The sequence below is a fragment of the Pseudarthrobacter sp. LMD1-1-1.1 genome, assembly GCF_040676255.1.
Lineage (GTDB): Bacteria > Actinomycetota > Actinomycetes > Actinomycetales > Micrococcaceae > Arthrobacter.
Map to the genome: position 1 here is coordinate 938,600 of NZ_JBEGHP010000012.1, position 21,695 is coordinate 960,294.

Here is a 21,695-nt window from a genome sequence, read left to right on the forward strand (position 1 = left end):
GTGGCCTCAGGCCGTCACGGGTTCGGCGGCCCAGGCCACCTGTGATCCCGTGTTGGCCAGCCGCCGCAGCTTGGGAATGGGGATGCGGTAGTTGATGGCCGCGGCGGTTCCGGAACCATCCGCATGCTCCCAGCGCAGCAGCGCCGAAGCGGCCCCGGCGCCCTGTTCCCGGAAGTCCGGCGCTCCTTCCACGGGCGTGAAGCCCACCGACTTGAGCGACAGTCCAAAGGCTTCCGTCCAGAAATAGGGCTGGAATTCCAGCGGCGGTGCTTCATCCCCCAGGAGGAGGCCGACGGCGGCGGCCTTGGCCTGGTCGATCGCACTGGTCCACAGCGGTACCCGGCTCAGTCCCCGCTGGGTGGGAAAGAATGCCACGTCGCCGGCTGCGACAATGTCCGGGCGCACACGGCCGCGGGAATCGACCCGCAGGACGCCGTCCGTGAGCAGGCCGGAGCCTTCCAGCCATTCGACGTTCGGCTCGTCGCCGACCGCGCTGACCAGCAGGTCCGCTTCCAGGACCGTTCCGTCGGCCAACGCCACCTGCGGGGTGGTCCCTGACCGGATGAGCCGGGCCTTGGAGCCATTGACGATCCGCAGCCCGCTCGTGCGCGCCGCCGCGGTGAAAATGCCGGACAGGTGACTGCCCAGCTGCCGCACCAGCGGTTCGCCATCGGTGACCAGGGTGACGTCGCAGCCGCTGTGCAGGCAGCCGGACGCTACCTCCATGCCGAGCGGACCACCGCCCACCACCATCACCGACGGCCTGCCGGCCACCAGTTCCTTCAGCCGGACGGCGTCCTCCAGGGTGCGCAGGGTCAGCTCGCCGTCGTCGCCTGCCTCGGTGCTGTGCTGATCCGCAGTCCCTGCCAGCCGCCTGGCCCGGGAACCCGAAGCGATCACCAGCCCGTCGTATGGCAGGCTCCCGCCGCCGTCGAGCGTCACCCGGCGCGCCCCGGCGTCGAGCCCTGTGGCGCTTACCCCCAGCAACTCGTCCGCGCCGTGCGTCGGTGCGGGGAGCTCGTGCGCCGCCAACCCGTCACCGCCGTGGAGCAGCGCCTTGGACAGGGCGGGCCGGCTGTAGGGGGAGTGGCGCTCGGCGCCCACCACGGTCAGCTCGCCGTCGAAGCCCGCTGCCCGCAGCGAGTCGCACGCGGTGAGGCCTGCGATGCCGTTGCCGACGACGACGATCCGCCGTGCCGTCACACCGTCACCAGTCTCAGGGCTGCTACGGGGCAAACACGGACTGCAGCCTTGGCCGCCGCGACGTCCTGCTCCCCGTCCACTTCCGGCACGTCGATAACCAGTTCGCCGTCGTCGTCCAGGTGCATCAGCGCCGGGGCTGCTTCCTCGCAAAGTCCGTGGCCCTCACAGCGTGGCCGGTCCAGTTCGATCCTCATGCTGCTTCCACCTCCAGTACCTGGAGCTGTTCGAAGCTCCTGGTGATATTGCTCGGAACCCGGTACCCGTCGCCCAGGGACAGTGATTTCACCCGCCGGGCCAGGGCTTCAACGATGGCGTGCCCTTCCAGGCGTGCCAGTCCCTGGCCGGCGCAGCCGTGTGGACCGTAGCCGAAGGACAGGTGGTCCACTGGGTTCCGCGTGACGTCGAAGGTGTCCGGGTTGTCGTAGTGCCGGTGGTCCCTGTTGCCGGCACCCAGGAGGATGCCGAGCTGGGCACCTGCCGGAACGGTCACGCCGTCGAGCTCCACCTCGCGGGTGGTGGTACGGCCCCAGATGTGCAGGGGAGTCCAGTAGCGAAGCACCTCGGCGAAGGCCGCGGGAACCAGTTCGGGGTTGTTGCGGACCAGCTCGAGCTGCTCCGGGTGGCGGCCAAACAGGGCCACGATGTTGCCGATGGAGGCGATGGTGGTGTCGACGCCGGCACCCAGGTATTGGTGGATGATATGGCCTGCGGAGCCCTCGGGGATGTCCCCGCGGGCTTCGGCGTCGAAGATGCCCCGGCCGATGGAGCCGGGCGCCAGGTCCTCCGCAGTGACCGACGAGCACCAGCCATAGAGTTCGCCGGCGATGGGGAAGCTCTCCTGGGTGCGGTGGTTCAGCGGGCCGATCACCTGCATGGCCGCCTGGCCCCAGCGCAGCATGTTGTCCTTGACGTGGCCGCCGAACCCGATCAGGTCCGCCACGATGTCCAGCGGGAAAGCGCGGGCCAGGGAATCGATGGCCTCGAAGGAGCCGGTGGACACCAGTTCGGCCACCAGCTTGTCCGCCTTCTCGTCGATAGTCACTTTCAGGCCGCGGAGGGCGCGGGGAGTGAGGTTCGCCGACAGGGTGGCCCTCAGTTGGGTGTGCATGGGTGGGTCTGAGGCGAGCGAGGTGCCCTGCAGAGCCTCGTTCACCATCGGGTTGAAACCGAGCGTGGTGGAGGAGAAGGACTCCGGGTCCGCCAGGACGTCGCGGATGACGTCGTAGCGGGTGACGGCGTAGAGGTTGTTCTTCGGCAGGTGGACCACGCCGCCCAGTTCACGCAGCGCGGCGTAGGTGGGGTAGGGGTCCACCGTGATGTCGTCATCCCAGATGTCGATATCGGATTCGATGGGGTTCACAGCTGTCTCCTTGCGGATAGTGGGGGTTTCCGGGCCTGGACCGTTCATGCCTGGACGGCCTCGGCGTTGGCTTCTGTGGTTTCGGCGATGGCATCGGCCGTCGGGGCCGATGAGCGGGAGCTGATGAAAAGGGTCAGGACGGCGGACAGGACGGCGGCGATGCCCGCCGCGAGGTAGACCGCCTGGAAGCCCTGGCCCAGGGACGTTCCTGCTACCCCCTGGATCTGGGGCTGGACCGAGGCCAGGGCCTTCGCCATGCCGTCCACAGCCTGGGCGGGGGCACCGCCCGCAGCGGCCTGGCCGGAGAACTGGGCAACGACGCCGTCCCAGCCGGACAGGTAACCCAGCGGCGGTACGTGCGAGAGTCCGGCCACGGCCTCGGCGGGAAGGCCCGCTCCGCCCAGGATTCCGGCCAGGGGGCCTGCGAAGGCGGTGGCACCGACGCCGAACGCGATGGCAGATCCGATCACCGGGCCCAGGGCAAAGCCCAGATCGCGCAGCAGGTTGGTGGTGGCGGACGCCATGCCGATGTGCTGCGGCGGTACGGTGTTGATGGCCACTGCGGTGATGGAGCCTACCGTGAGCGCGAAACCGATGCCCAGCAGGAGCAGGGGCGGGATGAACGCGGTCCACGGTGTCCCGCCGAACGCCTCCGGGACACCCAGCGGGATGGTCGACAGCCAGAAGGCGGAGACTGCCATGAAACCGAAGCCGGCCGTCAGCACCCACCGTGGTGCCACATGGTGGATCAGCCAGCCCACCACCGAAATGAAGGCGAACGCCGGGCCCTGGATGAAGACGAACAGCACGCCCACCTTCCAGGCCTCAGCCAGGGCAAGGCCGCCCACGGCGACGCTGGTGCTGTAGCAGACGGCCAGGAAGGCGAACATGCCGGTGACGGCCACGATTCCGGTGATGGAGTAGGCGCTGTTCCGGAACAGGGACAGGTGGACCAGGGGCTGGTGCGTCCGTGTCTCGATCACCACGAAGGCAACCAGGAGGGCAGCACCCACAACGTAGCTGGCGATGACCTCGGCGCTGCCAAATCCGGCGTCGACCGCCTGCACGGTGGCAAAGAGCACCGCAATCAGGCCCAGCGCCAGGGTGGCCTGGCCGGGCACGTCGAGCTTCCGCCCTTCAGCAGCAGCGGAGTCCTTCGCCCGGGTGGCCATGACCAGCACCACGACGGCGATCACGGCCGCGATGTAGTAGGCCACCCGCCAGCCGCTGAAGGCATTGGGTGAGCCTGCCGCGGGCCCCGGGACGGTGAACGCCTGTGACGTCAGGCCCGCCAGCATGGGCGAGATGACCGCGCCCAGCGACAGGAAACCGGCCCAGGTGGCGATGACCTTGGCCCTCGCCCGGTGGTCCGGGGTGATGGCCGCAATCATGGAGAGCGAGATGGGAAAGAGGATGCCGGCACCGATGCCGCCCACGGCCTGGGCCGCGATCATCATTTCCGTGTTGACTGCCAGTGCCGCCAGGACGGATCCCGCGATGCTCACGGCCGCGCCGGCGTACAGCAGCTTCCGGCGGCCGAACAGGTCACCCAACAGGCCCCAACTGAGCTCGAACACAACGATGCCCATCATGAACATGCCGGCGATCCAGGTCAGCCCGGCGCCGGAGGTCCGGAATTCGACGGCGAAGGTTCCGTTGAGTGCGCCGGGGAGGGCATTGGTGATTTGCGCGAGGGTCACGGCGCTGTAGGCCGCGATAAAGGTGGCACGTACCGAGCCGCGGCTCGAAATGGTGGGGGTCAGGCTCATCGATGAAACTCCCTTGTTCCATTGCGAAGTTGAGTGTTGTTCCCAACAGTCTGTAGTGATCTATTACACAGTGTCAAGGAAAATTCGCAAAAAAAGTTTCCTTGACACTATGTAAAGAAATGTGTGATGCTGGCTACACCGCAACGGAGCGAGGGCTCGGCGGGACCCCTACTCAAGCACCCGGATTCAAGGGAGAACTTCGTGAGCATCCATCCGGCCGCCAATTCTTATGGCGCCCCCGTCCCCACCCAGGAACAGGGCACCGTCAACACGGTCCTGGGACCGGTTCCCGCTTCTGAACTGGGCGTGGTCGCCATTCATGAAGCGCTGCTGTCAGTCCTTCCGGGAGCCCAGTATGCCCCCGATATTTCAATGGACCGGGCGGACATCTTTGCGGCGCTCGCCGAAAAGCTCAGCGACTTCCGCCAGCACGGGGGCCAGGCGATCGTCGACAGCACCGGCATGTTCCACGGCAGGGACCTCAAGCTGTACGAGGCACTGTCCCGCTCCACCGGCGTGCACATCATCGCCTCCACCGGCCTTGGGCCCGAGGAGGAGCTCGGTGGCTACTTCCTGACGCCGCAGACCAACCCGCCCACCCCATGGCCGGCCGAAAAGTTCAGCGATCTCTTTGGCAAGGAAGTCACCGACGGGATGGTGGTCCCGAGGGTTGAACGCCGCGCGGCTGCCGGAATGATCGCCACAACTGCTGACCGGGCCGGCATGACCCCCACCGAGGAAAGCCTCTTCCGCGGATCCGCGCGGGCTGCCCGGGAAACCGGCGTGCCCGTGTCCATCCGCTTCGGCGCCGATGCCCTCCATGACCTGGACATCGTCCTGGACGAGCAGCTTCCCGCGGACCGCGTGCTGGTTGGCGGCCTGGACCGCCTCGACGCCGCCGGCGCCGCAGGCAAGGTGGCCGAGCGCGGCGCCTTCGTGGGCATCGATCACGTCGGCCTCAACGACCACCCCGGCTACCTCACGGACCACGGCCGGGCCGAACTGGTCCTGGAACTCGTCGGTGCCGGCCACGCGGACAAGATCATCCTTTCCGGCAATTCCATCGGAGTGGCCAAGGGCCTGCCCGAATACAACCTTCCCTACAGCCATGTCCTGGCTACGTTCGTTCCATTCCTTAAAGCCCGCGGCCTGGCCGACGACGATGCCCGACGCATCCTCGTGGACAACCCCCGCACCCTGCTGGCAGTCCGCTGACCACGCTTCCATCACCCTCCAAACCCGAGGTAGAACAATGACCAAGGTCAATACAGTGCTGGGAACCATTCCGGCCGAAGAACTTGAAATCGTGGCCGTCCACGAACACATCGGCTACGGCATGCCCGGATCCGAGCTGGACACCAAATGGTGGAAGACGCCGGAACAGGCCTACGAGGAAACCGTGCCCAAACTCCGAAAGTTCCGTGAATACGGCGGCGGCACCATGGTGGACGCCACCGGCATCTGCAACGGCCGCGACATCGACTACTACAAGTCCCTGTCCCGGAAGACCGGCGTCAACATCGTGGCCTGCACGGGCTTCGTGGGCGGCGACACCGCGCTGCCCCACTTTTCCCGCGCCACGGTTGACTACCTGGCCAAGGTCTTCATCCACGAAATCACCGTCGGTATCGGCGATACCGGCGCCAAGGCCGGCGTCATTAAGGTGGGTGTCAGCCGCGGCGGACGCATGACGGACCTGGATAAGCGGATTTACCGGGCTGCGGCCCGTGCCGCCGTCGTCACCGGAGCCCCGATCCTGACCCACCTGGCCATCGACCCGGAACCGGCCGTGGCCATCTTCAAGGAAGAAGGCCTGCCGCTGGACCGGGTGCTGTTCGGCCACGCCGACGACGGCCTGAACGCGCCCATCACGCCGCACGACTGGATCTACGAACAGGGCGGCCGGATCGGTTTCGACACCTTCGGGTACGACCTCGAACTTCCCGACCCGCCCTTCTGGGGCCGCAAACGTGCCGAGCGCATGGAGCACTTCGTCAAGCTGGTCAACAAGGGCTATGCGGACAAGCTCCTCGTCTCGGCCGACGCAAACTGCAGCCCCCTGGGCTGGCCCGGTGTGAAGGGTCACACCATCAACTACATCTTCGAAGACATGATCCCGGACATGCGCGCCGCCGGCATCGACGACGCCACCCTCAAGCTCCTGCTCCAGGACAACCCGGCCGACTTCCTGTCCCTCCACGCCTGACCCGCACAGGCCACCACTTCCTCCCACTTCCCCAGGCCCTGCCTGGCCCACGAAAGAGACTTATCCAATGAAGGCTGAAGACCTCAAGAACCTCAAGATCGCCATCATCGGCGCAGGCTTCGGCGGCGCTGCCGCGGCCAAGGCACTGAGCCTGCTTGGCGCAGATGTCAAGGTTTATGAGCAGGCTCCCCAGATGGGCGAGGTCGGCGCAGGCATCGGCCTGCGCCCGGCCACCATGGCCCGGTTCCGCCAGTGGGGCATCTTCGACGCGATCGCCAAGGTAAGTACGGCAAGCGACTACTTCGAAATCCTGTCAGCCACGGGTGATCCGATCATGAAGGATACCTGGCCGGAATTCGGCGAAGAGAAGCACACGTACCTCATCCACCGCCGCGACTTCATCGATGCCCTTCTCGGTGTCCTCCCCGAGGGCATGGTGCAGTTGGGCCACAGGCTGGAGAGCATAGAGGACAAGGGCGGCAGCTCCGTCCTGACCTTTGCCAACGGCGAGACCGCCGAGGCTGACCTGGTGGTCGGCGCCGACGGCATCAAGTCTTCGGTGCGCGAGCAGCTTTTCGGCGACAGGGGCCCGGTGTTCTCCGGCGAGCATGCCTACCGCGTGGTGATCTCGGCCGACGACGCCCACGGCATGGTGACTGACGACAACCTGCGCATGTACATCGGCAAGGGCACCAAGGTCTACCTGCTGCCGCTGCGCCACCGCAACCAGATGTCGTTCGACATCACCGCCCTCAACCCGGACGGCACCTGGGCGCCCAGCATCACCAAGGAAGACCTTCTGAAGACGGTGGAAGGCTTCGATGAGCGCATCGTCGGCATTGCCCGCGGCCTGGACATGGACAGTGTGAATATCCGCGCCGTCTACGACATCGACCCCGTGGACACCTGGCACACCGACTCGGTGGTGCTGATGGGCGACGCCGCCCATTCGATGCTCCACCACCAGGGCCAGGGCGCTAACTCAGCCATTGAAGACGCCGGAGCGCTGGCCGACGCACTGGCCCAGGCCGGCTCGGTCAAGGAGGCATTGGCCATGTTCCAGGCAACCCGCAAGCCCGTCACCGACGAGCTGCAGCGCATCTCCCGCCAGGGCTGGAGCGAAGAAGAGGTCAACGACGTCTTCCCGGGCCAGAAGCCAAAGTCCCAGCAGCCCGCCGCCGTGGCGCAGGCCTGAGCCGATGTCGCTGCATCCCGAAATTGCCAGGATCCTCGGCACCCTCCCGCCGCTGCCGCCGGGTCCGTTGAACCCTGAGGCCATGCGTGCCGGCGAAGCAGCGCAGGTTCCGCCGCTGGAGGACCGGCTCCCGCTGCACGCCGTCGAAGACGCCACTGCCGTGACTACGGCCGGCGACGTGCCCATTCGGATCTACACACCAGTCGACGCCGACGCCTACGGCCTGCTGGTCTACTTCCACGGAGGTGCCTTCTTCCTGGGCAGCCTGGACACCCACGACCACGTGGCGCGGGCCCTGGCCAAGGAAACCGGCCACAAGGTCATCTCTGTTGGCTACCGGCTTGCCCCCGAGTCCGCCTTTCCGACGGGCCTCGAGGACTGCTACAGCGTTGTCCGCTGGGCCGCCGGACACGGCGACACCCTGGACTGGGACGGAAAGAACCTCGCCATTGCTGGCGACAGCTCGGGCGGAACCTTCGTGGCCGCCGTCGCTGCCAAGGCCCACGACGCCGGGTTCGACCGGATCACCCACCAGGTCATGTTCTACCCGTCCCTTGACCTGGACTTTGACGAAGACCGGTACCCCTCGATGCGGGAGAACGCCGTGGGGTACGGACTCGAAACTGCGGGTTTGAAGCCTTTCAACTCCTTCTACCTCGAGAACGGCGCGGATCCGGCCGATCCCCTGGTCTCGCCCATCAAACGCGGGGACCTCACCGGGCTTCCGGCGGCGCTCATCATCACCGCCGAGCACGACCCCCTGCGGGACGAAGGCGAACTGTACGGCCGACGGCTTGAAGAGGCCGGCGTGCCCGTCACCGTCAGCCGGTATGCCGGGGCCGGACATGGCTTCGTCCAGCACTTCTCCTGGCTCCCGGAATACCACCGGGCCTTCGAAGAGACGGCGGGGTTCCTGAACGGCTCACCAGTAAAAACGGAGGCCGGGCAATGACCACACCTGTCGCTGTCCATCCGCTGGTCTCACCGTGGGGCCGCTTCGGCCTGTACAGCTTCTTCATTGATGCTCCGGAGCCGGCCATCGTGGATACCGGAATCGCGTCGTCCCCCGCGGAAGGAATGGCGCCGGCGCTGGAGGCTATCGGCCGCCGGATCGAGGACGTCCGCTGGATCCTGCTTACCCACGGGCACATCGACCACATCGGCGGCGCGCACGCGCTGTGGGAGCTCACCGGCCAGCGCGCCAAGGTGGTCATCCACGAAGCCGATGCTCCGATGCTCCGCGCACGCCGGGCGCACGTGGACGAGTATCTATCCGGCCGGGGACAGTATCTGCAGGACCCCGACGGCGAAGCGAAGCAGATTGGCGCCGCCAACGCCGTCATCTCGGGGGAGATGGAACCGTCCATGCTGGTGCGCGGCGGTGAAACCCTCTCCCTGGGCGGTGACGTCACGGTCTCGGTGCATTCAACTCCCGGCCACACCCCAGGGTCGGTGGCCTACGTCATCGACGGGCAGAATGACGTCTTCGTCGGCGACGCCGTGCAGGTCCAGGGTGCGGCCAACGGATTCCCCGGCTACGTGGATCCGTCCGGCTACCGTGCCAGCCTGGAGTACCTTCGGGACGAGGTCCGCCCGCGGCACCTGTACCTGGGGCACCCGTACCGCCGTTCGGACGGTACGCCCTACGGTGTGGAACTGGACGAGAGCCAAGCACGCGAGGCCCTCACGGAGAGCCTTGCCATCGAGGCGCACGTCGGCCAGGCCGCCTGCGGCTGCCTGGCCGACGGCCTCCAGAAGTCCCAGTCCCCGTACTCGCCCTTCGCCCCGGTTGCCCGGGAGCTTGGTTACGACGGCGATCCCACTCTTGAGCCGTCCCCGTTCTTCACCACGATGAACGGCTACCGCACCCAGTCCACCACCACGTCTTTCCAGAGGAGAGTCCGCAACCATGGCTGAATACCAGACGATCGACGCCGGCGGGCAGAAAATTGCCGTCCGCAAGGACCTGCGCGTCCCCATGCGGGACGGGGTTGAACTTGCCGCCGACGCTTACCAGGGCACCGACGACAAGCCACGGCCCGCGCTGGTGGCCTTGAGCCCGTACGGCAAGGAGCTCCAGGCCTTGGCCCTGACCACCCCGCCGCAGCGCCGGCCCAGCCCGATGTGGGACGGCTGCATCGAGGCCGGTGACATCGCCCGGATCGTCAAGGAGGACTACGTCCACGTGATCGGCGACCTGCGCGGTTCCGGACATTCCGGCGGCGAGCACATCGGCAACTACAACGCCGGGGGAGTGTCCCTGGGCCAGGACGCGTACGACTTCATCGAGTGGGTGGCGGAGCAGCCCTGGTGTGACGGCAACGTGGGCATGGTGGGCATATCCTACTTCGGGTCCATGCAGGTCCTCGCCGCCGCCGAACGGCCGCCGCATTTGAAGGCCATCTTCGTCTCCGGCGGACACTATGACTTCTACGAGACCACCTACCATGGCGGCGTCATGTGGTTCATGCCCCGCGCTGCGCGTGAGGGCAGGGGAGGGGACTCCGGCTGGGCCTTCACGGACCGGGTGAAATCCCGGATGGTGGAGAAGTACTCCGCGGAGGAACTCAAGGAGCTCGTGGCCAAGCGGCTGCAGGACCCGGACGTGGCCGCCTGGCCCAACCTGGTCCATGTCCTGAACTACCCCACGAACCACGAGGCGTGGTTCGACATCGTCATGAACGGGCTCGACGGCGAGTGGTACGAAGAGCGCAATCCCATCACCCTGGCCCCGAACATCGACATTCCGGTGTGGCTGCAGCTGGACCAGGGCCGCGGCTGGACGCTGGATGGCACCATCGAGCTGTTCAACGCGCTCCAGGGTCCGAAGAAGCTGGACATTGGCCCGTACCCGCCCATGCAGTCCCGGCCCTTCATCGAAGAGCACGACAAGATGTTCCGCTGGTACGACTACTGGATCAAGGGCATCGACAACGGGGTGATGGACGAACCCGCCGTGTCCGTCTTCGTGGAAGGTTCCCGGGACGTGGTTACCGCCGGAGCGTGGCCGCCCAGGGACATTGACTACCGGGCCCTCTACCTGCGCCCGCGGCACAAGCTCTCCACCGAACCCGAGTTGATGGGCACCGAACATGCGGCTCCCGACGGTTTCTACCAGGCGCCGCTGACGGTCACCGACCAGGTGCAGATCATCAGCTGGAGCACCGAAACGTTTGAAGAACCCGCCGAGATGATTGGTACCGGGGCGGCGCACATCTTCGCCGAGATCGACCAGCCGGACACCAACTTCATCCTGCGCCTGTGGGATGCAGCGCCGAACGGGAAGCGGCAGCTCATCACCACCGGCTACCTGAAGGCGTCGCACCGCGAACTCGATGACCGCACCACGGAGGGCAACCCCTACCATCCACATACCCGCGCGGTTCCGGTGGAGCCGGGGAGGATCGAGGAATACGTGGTCCGCCTCTACCCGTTCGCCAACACCTTCAACCCCGGGCACCGGCTGGTAGTGGAGCTGTCCAACGGTGAGCCGCTCGCGGACGAACACAACTCGCTGCTGCCGCCGGACGCCTTCCACCTCCCGGTGGGCAGGCCGGTCACGCACAAGATCTACCGCGACGCGCACCACCAGTCCCGCCTGGTCCTGCCGTTCACGGTGGGCTGATCAGGCCGGGGCTGGGCCTGTTGATTCCCTGACGGTCAGGTGCGTTGGCATGACGGCGAGCTGCCTGCTGGCACTTCCGGACAGCGGGTTGAGCTGCGCCAGCAGCATGGACACGGCCACCCTGCCGGCCTGCTCGATAGGGCTGGAGATCGTGGTCAATGGAGGGTTGCAGAAGTCCGCGCCGAAGATGTCGTCCGAGCCAATGATGCTCATGTCGGCAGGAACCCGGATGCCGCGGGCCTGGAGGCGCTGGAGCATGCCGATGGCCAGCAGGTCGTTGAAGACGATGCATGCCGTTGCCCCCGTCCTGACGGCCGCATCCGCCGCCGCCGCGCCGGACGTGGTCTTCGGGGCGTAGGGGCCGATCCGGTGGACCTCCATACCCCGTTTGGTCGCGTCCTCCTCGAAGACTTTCCACCGCATCTGGTTGGACCAGGAGGTGGGCGGTCCGGCCACATAGCAGACTTTGTGATGGCCCAGCGAGGCCAGGTGCTCAAGGGCCTGGATGATGGCAGAGGGAGTATCGATCATCACCGTAGGGGCACTGGTGGAGGCGCGGTTGAAGGTTACCAGGGGCTGCGACTGCGATACCTCCGCAAGCTGGGCGTCCGTCAGGCGTGACGCGGCCAGGATAAAGCCGTCCGCGGACCTGCGCATCTTGTGCAGGGCATCGAGTTCCATCTCACTGGACTCCTCTGTGTCCACCAGGAGCTGGGTGACGCCGGCCGCCTTGAGCTGGTGCTGTGTGCCGCGGATGATGTCGAAATAGAACGGGTTGGTGATGTCGGGGACCAGGACAGCCACCGCGTTGGTCCGTCCGGAACTGAGGCCGCGGGCCTGGGAGCTGGGCACGTAATTGAGCTCCGCGGCAGCTTCCTCTATCCGGATCCGGGTCCGCGGGTTGACCCGGTCGGGCCGCGCGAGGGCCCGCGACACGGTGGAGGTGGCCACTCCGGCGAGCTCTGCCACGTCCCGGATGGTGGGTGGGCGGTCCCGCCGGGTGCCCGCGTCAAGGCCTGCCGGGACTGACGACGCCGTGGTTGCTGGGTCTGCCATCGCTGGGCCTTCCTCGCGGACCGGGATAAAACCGGCCATGTGGGGTTTCCAAGGCTACTCGTTCCCGGAATCCTGTTGAACTCAATCTGAGCATTTATGGCAACTTTTGGCAACCGCTTGCCATGCGCGTTGCCATCTTCCTAGACTGACTCTCGAGTCGCCTGCAGTGATCTCCGCCACAGGACGGATGTGGCCATGCGGGTGTCCTAGAGGAGAAAAACAATGAGGTTTAAATCGACTACTGGGCTCGCGGCAATTGTCACGGCTGCAGCACTCGCCCTGACCGGTTGTGGATCCGGAGGCTCCGGCAGCAGCGGAGGATCAACCAACGCAAACGGGAAAGTGGATGGTACGGGCAAGACCCTGAACGTCCTGGTCGGCGTCCTGAGCCAGTACCCCGAACAGCAGAAGCAGTGGCAGAGCGATATCGCCGCCAAGTTCAAGGCCGAGACCGGGGCGGACGTGAAATTCGAAACCTTCGCCTCGGCCAACGACGAGCTCACCCGCATCCAGACCTCGGTGGTATCAGGCCAGGGACCTGACATTTATGGCCTTGGCACAACGTTCACCCCCACGGCCTACGCCACCAAGGCGTTCGTGACCCTTTCCGATGACGACTGGAAAGCAGTGGGTGGCAAGGACCGCTTCAACCAGGCCGCACTCGGGATTTCCGGGCCGGACAAGGACCATCAGGCCGGCATCCCCTTTGTGAGCCGTCCGTTCGTGATGGCCTACAACAAAGACCTGCTGGCCGCAGCCGGCATCGACAAGCCCGCCACCACGTGGGACGAGCTCGCAGCCCAGGCCAAGAAGATGACCAAGGGGGACACCTACGGCATCGCCACTGGCTACAAGGACAACTACGATCCCTGGAAGTTCATCTGGGCCATGTCCGTCCAGGCCGGCAACCCGCTGGTTGACGGCAACAAGCTGAAGATGGACGACCCCACCGTCAAGAAGGCCTACGAGACCTACTTCGGTTGGCTCACCCAGGACAAGGTTGTCGACCCTGCATCGGTCGGCTGGAGCAACAGCAACGCCGTGGCTGCCTTTGCCAGCGGCAAGGCCGGCTACCTGATGATGACAACCTCCAGCTCCATCCCCACGCTCGACAAGTCGGCGGTTGCCGGGAAGTACGAGTACACGCTGATGCCCACCGTTGCGCCCGGTGAAACGCAGTCCAAGTCCGACGGCGACGCGGCCAGCATCCTCTCGGGCGACAACCTGGTGGTGGCTGACTACTCGAAGCAGAAGGATTTGGCCTTCGCCTACATCAAGCTGATCACCTCCAAGGACGAGCAGCTGAACTACCAGAAGACCTTCGGCGACCTGCCTGCCAACGCCGAGGCCCTGGCCAGCCTGACAGACCCCAAGCTCAAGCCGCTGGCCGACGCCGCCGCCAAGTCCAAGGCCACGCCGTTCACCGGTGCCTGGGGCGACATCCAGCTGGGACTCCTCAACGTCACTGTCCAGTCCGTCCCCGATCTTGCCGCAGGCAAGGTGGACGAATCAGCCCTGGACCAAAGGATCAAGGACGCCCAGAACAAGGGCCAGGCTTCCCTGGACCGGGCCTCCAAAGGATAGGTTCTGATGTCAACCGACGCCTCCCATGAAGTCCGGCTTGCGGCGGATACCGCCGCAGGCCGGGCGCCCCGGAACACCGACGACGCCGGGCAGCAGCCCGGGCACAAGGGCGGTCCGCGCCGCAAGGGCCTGAGTGAACGGAACCGCCCGCTCTGGATGCTGATCCCGGGCGGAGCCCTGATGATCATCATCATCGTGGTCCCGCTGCTGCTGGGCATCTACATGTCCGTGCTCAACCTGGACCAGTACACCCTGCGGAAATGGATCAGCGCACCGCTCATCGGAGCCGAGAACTTCGTTGAAGCGGTCACGGATTCGCCGCTGATCCACGCCGTCTGGCTCAGCGTCAGCTACTCGCTGCTGGCCATGGTGGTGACACTGCCCCTGGGTATCGCCGCCGCAGTGGCAACGCAGAACGCGTTCAAGGGGCGGGCGGTGATCCGTTCCATCTTCCTTATCCCGTATGTCCTCCCGTCCTTCGTGGTGGCAACGGTATGGCGGACCATGCTCCAGCCCGGCGGAATCGTTGATGAAGCCCTTGCCACCGTGGGGATCCACGTGGGGCTGTGGCTCAACGGGCCGCAGACCTTCTGGACGCTGGTCCTGGTCCAGATCTGGGCGTCCTGGCCGTTCATCTACCTGCTGGCGCTGTCCGGCCTGCAGTCCGTTGACCATGAGGTGCATGAGGCCTCGGCCCTGGACGGTGCACTGTGGTGGAACAAGTTGCGGTACGTGGTTTTCCCCTACCTCAAGGGCCCGCTGTCGCTGGCCTTCCTGATCGGGATGCTGCACCACATCAACAACTTCACCCTCCCGTTCGTGCTCTTCGGCGTCCCGGCCCCCGCCGACGTCGAAGTCCTCCCCATCCTGACGTACGTCACGAGCTTCCAGAGCTTCCGGTTTGGCCTGAGCGCCGCGATGGCCTTCATCTCCCTGGTGCTCATCGCCATCCCGCTGTTCGTCTACCTGCGTGCCGTCAAGCTTGACGACGCCGAAACACCAGGAGGCAAGAAATGAGCGCCACCACAGCCACACGGCAGAGGCCGGCCACCGACCACGTCGACCGTCCCGGCTCACACCGGCAGCACGAGGTCCTGCGCCTTCTTCCCACCCCTTTGCTGATCTTCGTCCTGGTCTTCCTGGGTGCCCTGGTCCTGATTCCGGTGCTGTACATCTTCCTGGCCTCCGTGAACTCTGACATCGGGGTGGCCAACGGCGAGTTCTGGCCGTCCTCGGTCACGTTTGAGAACTACTCCAAAATCTGGACCAGCGTGGGCCTGGCCACCGGCCTCGCCAACAGCGTCCTGGTGGCCGGCGCAACCGCCGTGGTGTCCGCTGCCTTGTCCGTATCCACCGCCTTCGTCCTGGTCCGCTACACCTTCCGGGGCCGGCTGACCATCCTGCGGGGCCTGCTGGCCCTCCAGTCGGTGCCCGGAACCCTCATGGTGCTGCCGGTCTTCGTCCTGTTTTCCTCGGCTTCCACCTACCTCGGGATCCAGGTGATTGGTACCCAGTGGGGACTGTTCGTCACCTACCTGACGTTCGCCATGCCGTTCTCCACCTGGGTGATGGTCACCTACCTCCGCGGGCTTCCCAAGGAACTGGAAGAGGCAGCCCGGATCGATGGCGCCTCCAACCTGGGGGTCCTCTTCCGGATCATCCTCCCGCTGAGCTGGCCCGGCATCGTCGTCTCCGGCATCTTCGCCTTCCTGCTCGGCTGGAATGACGTCCTTTTCGCCTCGGTGATGACGCGCCCCGAAAGCCAGACCGCCGCCGTCGCACTCCAGATCTTTGGTGCCTCCCAGGAAGGCGGCGCCATTCCCTACTACGGCCAGATGATGGCGGCGGCCCTGGTGTGCGCCGCACCGGTGGTCATTCTCTACCTGATTTTCCAGCGTTACCTAGTAGGCGGGCTGACCGCCGGAGGAGTTAAATAACCATGGTTTCGACCAACCAGGTCACCTGGCAGCTGTCAGGCTTTGGCGACGAGATCGACGACGACCCCGCGGTCCAGATCGCAGTGCTGCAGGCGCTGGGCGCCAACCACATCGAAGTCCGCAGCGCGTGGGGCACCAACATCGTGGACCTCAGCGATGAGCAGCTGCAGGCACTAGCCGCACTGCTCGCCGAAAAGGACATGAAGGTTTCAGCCATCGCTTCCCCCATCGGAAAGGTGGATGTCAGCCTGCCCGTGGAGCACGAGGTGGAGCGGCTCCGCCGGGCTGTCAACGCTGCCAAGGTCCTGGACGCCAGGTACATCCGCATCTTTTCCTTCTACTACGGCGGGTCCGTGCCGGTGGACAGCATCCGCGACGCCGTCATGGAACGCATGCGGGCACTCGCCGACGTTGCCGAGGAAGGCGGTGTGATCCTCCTGCACGAGAACGAAAAAGACATTTTCGGGGATGTTCCGGACCGGGTCCTGGACATCATCGAGACCGTGGACTCGCCGGCCCTGAAGGTCGCCTGGGACGCCGCGAACTTTGTCCAGGTGGGCGTCAAACCCTTCGATGAGGGCTACGCCAAGCTGCGCCCGCACCTTGAGTACCTGCAGGTCAAGGACGCCCTCTTCGCCAACGGCCATGTTGTTCCGGCCGGGGAAGGGGACGGCGACGTGCTCCGCACCGTCGAAGCACTCAAGGCCGACGGCTACGAAGGCTTCGCCTCCCTGGAACCCCACCTGGCAGGTGCGCACGGCCTGGGCGGCTTCTCCGGGCCCACCGCCTTCGGCATCGCAGCACGCGCCTTCGCAAAAGTCACCGCAGAAGCAGGAGTCCAGACCGCATGAGCACCTTGAACGTAGCCATCACCGGATGCGGCGTCATTGGACGCACCCACGCCGTAGCCCTCCAGTCCTTCCCGGAAGCCCGGATTGTTGCCCTCGTCGACGCCATTCCGGCGGCATCCGAAGCGCTCGCCGACTTTATCGAGCAGCAGGGCGGGCAGCGGCCGCAGCAGTTCACCACCCTGGCGGACGCCTTCGCGGCGGAGGACATCGACCTGGTTGCCCTGGCAACGCCCAGCGGCCTGCACATCCAGCAGGGCCTGGAAGTCCTGGCCGCCGGCAAGCACGTGGTCATTGAAAAACCACTGGACGTGGACCTCACACGGGCCCAGGAAATCGAAGCCGCGGCGAAGGAAGCCGCGGGCAACGGGGTCGTGGCCTCCGTTATCAGCCAGCACCGGTTCGACCAGTCCAGTGTTGCCGTTGCGGATGCCGTGGCAAAGGGCCGCTTCGGCCGGCTGACCTCTGCCATCGCATCCGTCGCGTGGTGGCGCAGCCAAGGCTATTACGACTCCGGTGACTGGCGGGGCACCTGGTCCATGGACGGCGGCGGTGCCCTCATGAACCAGGGCGTCCACACCGTGGACCTGCTGCTGTGGTTCATGGGACGCCCCGTGGAGATCCACGCCCACACCGCCAGGCTGGCCCACGAACGGATCGAGGTGGAGGACACTGCGGTAGCGACCATCACCTTCGAAAACGGGGGCCTGGCCGTGCTGCACGCCACCACTGCCGCCTACCCCGGCCTGACCGTCCGCGTGCAGCTGATGGGATCCGAAGGATCAGCCGTAGTGGATAACGACCGCCTGCAGTACTTCCACAGCAAGGACGCCGGCGGCGAATCCGCGGACATGGGCCTCCAGGGCGGGGGCAACCAGGCCGAGGAGGAACTGGCCAAGTACCCGGAGGAGGACTACAAGGCCGCGGATCCCACCACCTACCCCGCCGGACACGTCCGGCAGTACCGGGACATCCTGGCCGCCATTGCCGGCGGAAGGCAGCCCGGCGTCACGGTCAGCGACGCCGTCAACGCGCTCGCAGCGGTGCGGGCCGTGTACGTATCGGCCACCCTGGGCCAGCCCGTCCTCTTCGACGATGTGCTGGCGGGCAAGTACAACGACCTCGAAGTCCGCACCGGCACCGCGGCAGAAAGCGCCTGAGCCATGAAGTTTTCAGTATTTACCGCATCAACCCCGGAATGGGAGCCCGAAGAGGCTGTCCAGCACCTCGCGGACCAGGGCTGGGACGGCGTCGAATGGCGCATCACCGACCAGGCCGATGCGGCGGAACCAGGCTTCTGGGCCGGCAACAGGGCCACGGTCCCGCTCACGGGAATGGAGGACCACCTGGACCGGATCGCGGCCATCACCGGCAGCGCGGGACTGCAGTTCTCCGGAATCGGCGGGTACGCACGGTGCGACAACCACGCCGACGTGGACCGGATGCTGGCCGCCACAGCCAGGCTGGGCGCCGGCCAGGTCCGGGTAACAACGCTTCCATTGGGAACTGCGGCCTGGGGAAACGAACCGGCCAGTGGTACGCCCTACCCGGAGCTCTTCGCCGGAGCCCGCCGTGATTTTGAATGGATCGCCGAACGGGCTGAACACCATGGCGTGAAGGCACTCGTTGAGCTGCACCACCGGACCATCACCGCTTCCGCGTCGTCAGCGCTGCGGCTGCTGGACGGACTGGATCCGCGGCACGTGGGTGTCATCCACGACCTCGGCAACCTGCTCATCGAAGGGCAGGAGGACTACCTGCCGGCGTTCGAGCTCCTGGGCGACTACCTGGCCCATGTCCACGTGAAGAGCGCGGTCTGGGTCAACAGCGGCGAAACCGATGAGTCCGGCGCGGCCGTCTTCCGGAACGAGTGGGCTCCACTCCGCTCGGGCCAGGGCAGCGTGCTGCAGTACTTCAAGGCACTCGCGGCCTTTGGCTATGACGGGTGGGTGACCGTGGAGGACTTCTCCACCGACCTTCCGTTGGCCGAGCGGACGGCTGACAACCTGGACTACCTTCGTTCCACCGCAGCCCTGGCGGGGCTCTCCGTCCCGGCAGGAAGGCGTTGAGCATGGGCCAGCCCATAGCGGACCACCCGGACCGGCTGCTGCCTGCCGATCCCGGCGTCCGGGACATCGCACGGTCCCTCTTCAAGAAGGTGGAAGGACTGCCGATCATTTCCCCGCACGGACACGTGGACGCGGCAATCATCGAACAGAACACGCCCTTCCCTGACCCGGCGGCGCTGCTGGTCACGCCGGACCACTACGTCACCCGCCTGATCCACGCGGGCGGGGTGCCCATGGACCAGCTGGGCCTGGGCAGCCAGCCTGCCGATTCACGGCAAGTCTGGCGCCACTTCTGCGAGGCGTGGCCGGACTTCGAGGGGACCGCGTCCGGGTATTGGATCCGGCAGGAATTTGCCCACGTGTTCGGGCTGCCGGAGGAACCGTCCGCGGACAATGCGGACCGGCTGTACGACGCGCTGCAGGCCAAACTGTCGGAGCCGGGCTTCCGGCCGCGGGAACTGTTCAAGGAATTCAACATCGAGGTGCTCGCCACCACCGATGACCCACTGGACTCGCTGGACAGCCACGCGGCCCTGCACGCCGACCCCTCATTTGCCGCAAGGGTGCTGCCCACCTTCCGGCCGGACCAGTACCTGAACATGGCGCATCCGGTGTGGCGGGACAACGTGGACCGCCTCATCGACGCCGCAGCGGAGGGCGCTTCCGGCTACGCCGGCTACATCAAGGCCCTCGAAGCGCGCCGGCGCCACTTCGTTGAGCGCGGCGCGGTGTCCGCCGACCACGGCGTCTTCACGCCCGCCACGCTGAAATTGGACGACGGCGAGGCGGAGCGGCTTTTCGAGCGGGGCCGGGCCGGCCAGGCCAGTCCTGCGGACCGGGACGCCTTCGAAGCGCACATGATCTACCAGATGGCCCGGATGTCGGTGGAGGACGGCCTGGTGATGACCATCCACCCGGGCTCGTTCCGCAACCATCACGCGCCCACGTTCGAGGCCTTTGGCGCGGACACCGGCCATGACATTCCGGTGGCGGTCAATTACACGGAGGCGGTGCGCCCGCTGCTGCAGGACTTCGGCACGGCCAAGGACTTCCACCTGGTGCTGTTCACCCTTGATGAGACGGTCTTCTCCCGGGAGCTGGCCCCGTTGGCGGGCTTCTACCCATCGGTATACCTGGGCGCGCCGTGGTGGTTCCTCGATGCCCCGGATGCGATGCTGCGCTTCCGGTCGGCGGTGACGGAGACGGCCGGCTTCTCGCGGTCCTCGGGCTTCATTGATGACACCCGTGCGTTCTGCTCCATCCCGGCCCGGCATGACACCGCCCGGCGGATCGAGGCGTCCTTCCTGGCCAGGCTGGTTGCTGAGCACCGGGTCAGCGAGGAACGGGCACATGAACTGATCGTGGACATCGTGGACGCGTCTCCCCGGCGGGTGTTCAAGCTGTGAATGCCGCGCCGCCTGCACTCAACCGCAGCCTGAAGCCGCTGCCCAGACCCCCGGTGCGCATCGTGCACCTTGGGCTGGGGGCGTTCCACCGCTCCCACCAGGCCTGGTACACCCAGCACGCCCCGGACGCGGCGGAGTGGGGGATCGCGGCGTTCACGGGCCGCCGCCCCGACGCCGCGGCAGCGTTGTCCCGCCAGGACTGCCTTTACACGATGGTGGAGCGGTCGGCCGGCGGCGACAGCTTCGAAGTCATCGGCAGCATCGTGGAGGCGGTGGACGGGGCCAACATTGCACGGCTCTGCGAACTGGTCGCGGCCAACGAAACGGCAATCGTCACGCTGACGATCACCGAGGCTGCCTACGGGCTGGCCGCGGATGGAACGTTCGACGCCGGCGCTCCAGGTGCGGCGGAAGACCTCCGGGCGCTGTCGGCAGCAGCGTCCGGGGAGGCAGGAGTGCCCGGCACGCCGCTTGGGCGCCTGGTGCTGGCCCTCGCCAGGCGCCGGGACAGCGGCGCCGGCCCACTCGCCGTCGTCAGCTGCGACAACCTGTCCGCCAACGGTGACGTTGCCCGCCGCGCAGTCCTGGGACTGGCATCCGGGTGGGGTTCCGGGTTGGCTGGGTGGATCGAAGCGAACGTCAGCTTTGTCAGCACTTCCGTGGACAGGATTACGCCGCGGACCACCGAAGCGGACATCGCAGAGGTGGCAGAGCAATGCGGTTACAGCGACAATTCGCCGGTGGTGGCTGAACCATTCCGGAACTGGGTGCTCAGCGGGGACTTCCCGGCCGGGCGTCCGCGCTGGGAGGAGGCCGGCGCCGTCGTGGTCAGTGACATCGAACCCTACGAGAACCGGAAGCTGTGGCTCCTCAACGGCTCGCACTCCATCCTGGCCTACGCGGGACAGCTCCGCGGGCACGCCACCGTGGCCGACGCCCTGGCGGATCCCCTCTGCCGGAAGGCCGTGGAAGACTTCTGGGACGAGGCAGCGCGCCACCTGCAGGGGGAAGGGCTGGACATCCCGACATACCGCCATGCCCTGTTGGAGCGCTTCGGAAACGCACGCATCGCCCACCGGCTCGCCCAGATCGCGGCCGATGCCACCACCAAGCTGCGCATGCGCGCGGTGCCCGTGATGACGGCGGAACGGGCCGATGGCCGCAGTGGCGCAGGCAGCGCGTTGATGCTTGCCGCCTGGATTGACTACGTCACCGCGGGAAGCGACTTCCAGGATCCGCTCGCCGCCGAAATCCAGGCAGCTGTGGCGCTTGAGGGAACCGAACGGGTGCAGGGGTTGCTTCGCCTGGTCAGCGCTGCCCTCGCGGACGACCCCGACGTCGTCGCCCTTGTTGCCCGGCTGTGCGGATCCTTCGCAACGACCCCGGCCGAGACCCCTGCACGTACCTGAATCCAGCTTTTACTTCCGGAAGGAACAG

19 protein-coding genes are annotated in these 21,695 nt (G+C 66.3%); 14 read left to right on the forward strand and 5 right to left on the reverse strand.

Going from position 1 to position 21,695, the window contains the following annotated elements:
• Positions 1-6 precede the first annotated feature (6 nt).
• From MRBLMD1_RS10005 to MRBLMD1_RS10020, 4 genes are read right to left on the reverse strand one after another with little or no spacing between them, the layout of a single operon-like run.
• Positions 7-1,203, reverse strand: coding sequence for an NAD(P)/FAD-dependent oxidoreductase (locus tag MRBLMD1_RS10005; protein WP_364399163.1), 1,197 nt, complete (start codon positions 1,201-1,203; stop codon positions 7-9).
• Complete coding sequence (locus tag MRBLMD1_RS10010; protein WP_364399165.1) at positions 1,200-1,397, reverse strand: ferredoxin; 198 nt, start codon at positions 1,395-1,397, stop codon at positions 1,200-1,202. Before MRBLMD1_RS10010 ends, MRBLMD1_RS10005 begins: the two co-directional genes overlap by 4 nt.
• On the reverse strand, positions 1,394-2,563 hold the full coding sequence (locus tag MRBLMD1_RS10015) for a cytochrome P450 (protein ID WP_364399167.1): 1,170 nt from the start codon (positions 2,561-2,563) through the stop codon (positions 1,394-1,396). Before MRBLMD1_RS10015 ends, MRBLMD1_RS10010 begins: the two co-directional genes overlap by 4 nt.
• Positions 2,564-2,607: 44 nt before the next feature.
• Positions 2,608-4,332, reverse strand: coding sequence for an MFS transporter (locus tag MRBLMD1_RS10020; protein ID WP_364399169.1), 1,725 nt, complete (start codon positions 4,330-4,332; stop codon positions 2,608-2,610).
• Between the two features lie 201 nt (positions 4,333-4,533).
• Here MRBLMD1_RS10020 and MRBLMD1_RS10025 point away from each other — a divergent pair, with 201 nt between their 5' ends.
• The 6 genes from MRBLMD1_RS10025 (at position 4,534) to MRBLMD1_RS10050 (ending at position 11,358) form a co-directional block, all read left to right on the forward strand.
• Positions 4,534-5,547: a phosphotriesterase gene (locus tag MRBLMD1_RS10025; RefSeq protein WP_364399171.1), complete on the forward strand. Its 1,014-nt coding sequence runs from the start codon at positions 4,534-4,536 to the stop codon at positions 5,545-5,547.
• Positions 5,548-5,584: 37 nt separating this feature from the next.
• The gene (locus MRBLMD1_RS10030; protein ID WP_275180936.1) at positions 5,585-6,538 is read left to right on the forward strand and encodes a phosphotriesterase family protein; all 954 of its coding nucleotides are present in this window, start codon (positions 5,585-5,587) and stop codon (positions 6,536-6,538) included.
• 67 nt (positions 6,539-6,605) lie between these two features.
• The gene (locus tag MRBLMD1_RS10035) at positions 6,606-7,733 is read left to right on the forward strand and encodes an FAD-dependent oxidoreductase (RefSeq protein ID WP_364399173.1); all 1,128 of its coding nucleotides are present in this window, start codon (positions 6,606-6,608) and stop codon (positions 7,731-7,733) included.
• Between the two features lie 4 nt (positions 7,734-7,737).
• Positions 7,738-8,685 carry an alpha/beta hydrolase gene (locus MRBLMD1_RS10040; RefSeq protein WP_364399175.1) on the forward strand — a complete coding sequence of 316 codons (948 nt, stop codon included), beginning with the start codon at positions 7,738-7,740 and terminating at the stop codon, positions 8,683-8,685.
• On the forward strand, positions 8,682-9,650 hold the full coding sequence (locus tag MRBLMD1_RS10045) for an MBL fold metallo-hydrolase (protein WP_364399177.1): 969 nt from the start codon (positions 8,682-8,684) through the stop codon (positions 9,648-9,650). The genes MRBLMD1_RS10040 and MRBLMD1_RS10045 overlap by 4 nt, the downstream gene beginning before the upstream one ends.
• A complete protein-coding gene (locus MRBLMD1_RS10050; RefSeq protein WP_364399179.1) occupies positions 9,643-11,358 on the forward strand; it encodes a CocE/NonD family hydrolase in 1,716 nt (571 codons plus the stop codon). Before MRBLMD1_RS10045 ends, MRBLMD1_RS10050 begins: the two co-directional genes overlap by 8 nt.
• Here the strand turns inward: MRBLMD1_RS10050 and MRBLMD1_RS10055 are convergent, their stop codons facing one another.
• Positions 11,359-12,414 (reverse strand): LacI family DNA-binding transcriptional regulator, encoded by a 1,056-nt coding sequence (locus tag MRBLMD1_RS10055; protein ID WP_224024857.1) that lies wholly within the window; start codon positions 12,412-12,414, stop codon positions 11,359-11,361.
• A 222-nt stretch (positions 12,415-12,636) separates the two neighbouring features.
• Between MRBLMD1_RS10055 and MRBLMD1_RS10060 the strand changes: the two genes are divergently transcribed.
• The 8 genes from MRBLMD1_RS10060 to MRBLMD1_RS10095 are packed head-to-tail and all read left to right on the forward strand — an operon-like array spanning position 12,637 to position 21,667.
• A complete protein-coding gene (locus MRBLMD1_RS10060) occupies positions 12,637-13,998 on the forward strand; it encodes an ABC transporter substrate-binding protein (RefSeq protein WP_201302462.1) in 1,362 nt (453 codons plus the stop codon).
• Positions 13,999-14,004: 6 nt separating this feature from the next.
• Positions 14,005-15,015, forward strand: a complete 1,011-nt coding sequence (locus MRBLMD1_RS10065) for a carbohydrate ABC transporter permease (RefSeq protein WP_159633016.1) — start codon at positions 14,005-14,007, stop codon at positions 15,013-15,015.
• Complete coding sequence (locus MRBLMD1_RS10070) at positions 15,012-15,935, forward strand: carbohydrate ABC transporter permease (protein WP_159633014.1); 924 nt, start codon at positions 15,012-15,014, stop codon at positions 15,933-15,935. Before MRBLMD1_RS10065 ends, MRBLMD1_RS10070 begins: the two co-directional genes overlap by 4 nt.
• A 2-nt stretch (positions 15,936-15,937) precedes the next feature.
• A complete protein-coding gene (locus tag MRBLMD1_RS10075) occupies positions 15,938-16,786 on the forward strand; it encodes a sugar phosphate isomerase/epimerase family protein (RefSeq protein WP_364399183.1) in 849 nt (282 codons plus the stop codon).
• Positions 16,783-17,943, forward strand: a complete 1,161-nt coding sequence (locus MRBLMD1_RS10080) for a Gfo/Idh/MocA family protein (protein WP_364399185.1) — start codon at positions 16,783-16,785, stop codon at positions 17,941-17,943. The genes MRBLMD1_RS10075 and MRBLMD1_RS10080 overlap by 4 nt, the downstream gene beginning before the upstream one ends.
• A gap of 3 nt (positions 17,944-17,946) precedes the next feature.
• Complete coding sequence (locus MRBLMD1_RS10085; RefSeq protein ID WP_364399187.1) at positions 17,947-18,852, forward strand: sugar phosphate isomerase/epimerase family protein; 906 nt, start codon at positions 17,947-17,949, stop codon at positions 18,850-18,852.
• 2 nt (positions 18,853-18,854) lie between these two features.
• Positions 18,855-20,258: a glucuronate isomerase gene (gene uxaC, locus MRBLMD1_RS10090; protein ID WP_307487941.1), complete on the forward strand. Its 1,404-nt coding sequence runs from the start codon at positions 18,855-18,857 to the stop codon at positions 20,256-20,258.
• Positions 20,255-21,667, forward strand: a complete 1,413-nt coding sequence (locus MRBLMD1_RS10095) for a mannitol dehydrogenase family protein (protein ID WP_364399189.1) — start codon at positions 20,255-20,257, stop codon at positions 21,665-21,667. Before uxaC ends, MRBLMD1_RS10095 begins: the two co-directional genes overlap by 4 nt.
• Positions 21,668-21,695: the final 28 nt, after the last annotated feature.